We start from the raw sequence: 1,198 nt of genomic DNA, 5'->3' as shown, positions 1-1,198 counted from the left end.
ACATATTTAAAACTCTACACATCTTCACCCAACTATGTTTCTCTCTCCCTAAATAAGCCAATTCAATCAATTGCTTATCGTAAAGATTAAGCTTGCTCACTCCTTTCCTTATATCCAATATAAATTCAGCACGCTTAATATTTTTTTCGCTTATTCCTTCTGTTTCGTCGTTCTTCACACGTTCAATTATTTCTTCCGTTATGCTTGATAAAAACAAACGGTATTTCTTCAAAGCCTTTAATACATTCTTTTTCGTTTCTTCTTTATTAAGTTCTGGTAACTCAATATCAAGCATATTATCACTCCCTCACCATTTTCAAAAATGTATCCAACGGCATAACTACTAACCAAGGTTTTCTATCCGCCTTAATTGCTAAAGCGTCGGGCTGTTCTCGTTCATCCTCTAGCCAATTGTATAACGTCTTGAATCCGTCTTTCCTAGCCTTTACTTCCCATTCAAGACCCAACCCTTTCACATCATTAGCATAACCTTGCATAGCCCCAGAGAGCGGCACACGCTCCCCTCCTATCAAGCTAGCAAACTCTCTTTCACGTCTTGCACCTTTATCTCGTTGACTTTTCCCCATTTAGCTTTCTCCGTTTCTTTAAAATGATTATTTTGTTGGATTTTGCTCTTTCCACTTTTCTATACGTCTTTTTGCATAACTTATACCCATCCAATGAGTTAATTCTTCTAAATAAAACGGTTCGCTACATCGTGGACAATACGGCAACATCTTACGTCCTCTATAGCTCTTCTCTAGACTTTTAATAATTCTCAAATGTGGTTTATATGCTGCAAGTTGCTTTTTCTGTTCTAAAAGTAGCTCTGCTTGTCTATTAAATTCTTCCCTTTGATTCGCTAAATCTACAATTGCGTCATACGGATCAACGACAGAACCGCAACTATGGCAAGTTACCCGTTTATTCGTCGTATCAAGTACGAACTTCCTATTTTCACACTTGCATATCTTTCCGATTCCACGATTGATACGAATTTGATCAAGACCAATTATTTTATCTGGTAATTCTTCCATTTCCCTCTACCTCCCTGTATAAAACTCAAAATTCCGTCAATACTGTTGATAACCCATTTCGAACCATATTCCATTACCCGAGCAGTTAGCTTTTGCTAGCTGCTCTTTTATTTATTTGTTGTAATCTACAGTGTTTTATATAACACATTGCCATATTGATG

3 protein-coding genes are annotated in these 1,198 nt (G+C 36.8%); all 3 read right to left on the bottom strand.

Annotation, left to right across the window (positions count from 1 at the left end; genetic code table 11):
- The coding region (locus MR058_RS22815; RefSeq protein ID WP_242145936.1) for an ArpU family transcriptional regulator at window positions 1–295 on the bottom strand (295 nt) is incomplete at its 3' end.
- A 4-nt stretch (window positions 296–299) separates the two neighbouring features.
- Entirely contained in the window at window positions 300–587 is a 288-nt protein-coding gene (locus tag MR058_RS22810) for a hypothetical protein (protein ID WP_087095190.1), read from the bottom strand.
- Window positions 588–614: 27 nt separating this feature from the next.
- Window positions 615–1,037 carry a hypothetical protein gene (locus MR058_RS22805; protein WP_094396547.1) on the bottom strand — a complete coding sequence of 141 codons (423 nt, stop codon included), beginning with the start codon at window positions 1,035–1,037 and terminating at the stop codon, window positions 615–617.
- Between the last annotated feature and the right edge of the window lie 161 nt (window positions 1,038–1,198).

Origin of the sequence: Bacillus cereus group sp. BfR-BA-01430 (genome assembly GCF_022663115.1) — a bacterium.
Taxonomy (GTDB): Bacteria; Bacillota; Bacilli; order Bacillales; family Bacillaceae_G; genus Bacillus_A; species Bacillus_A cereus_BD.
The sequence above is the reverse complement of the archived record's forward strand: the minus strand, read 5'-3'. Positions and strand labels throughout refer to the sequence as shown.

Excerpts from the sequence above, each read along its gene's own strand:
- MR058_RS22805 (WP_094396547.1), bottom strand. The coding sequence starts at position 1,037 with ATGGAAGAATTACCAGATAAAATAATTGGTCTTGATCAAATTCGTATC.
- MR058_RS22810 (WP_087095190.1), bottom strand. The coding sequence starts at position 587 with ATGGGGAAAAGTCAACGAGATAAAGGTGCAAGACGTGAAAGAGAGTTT.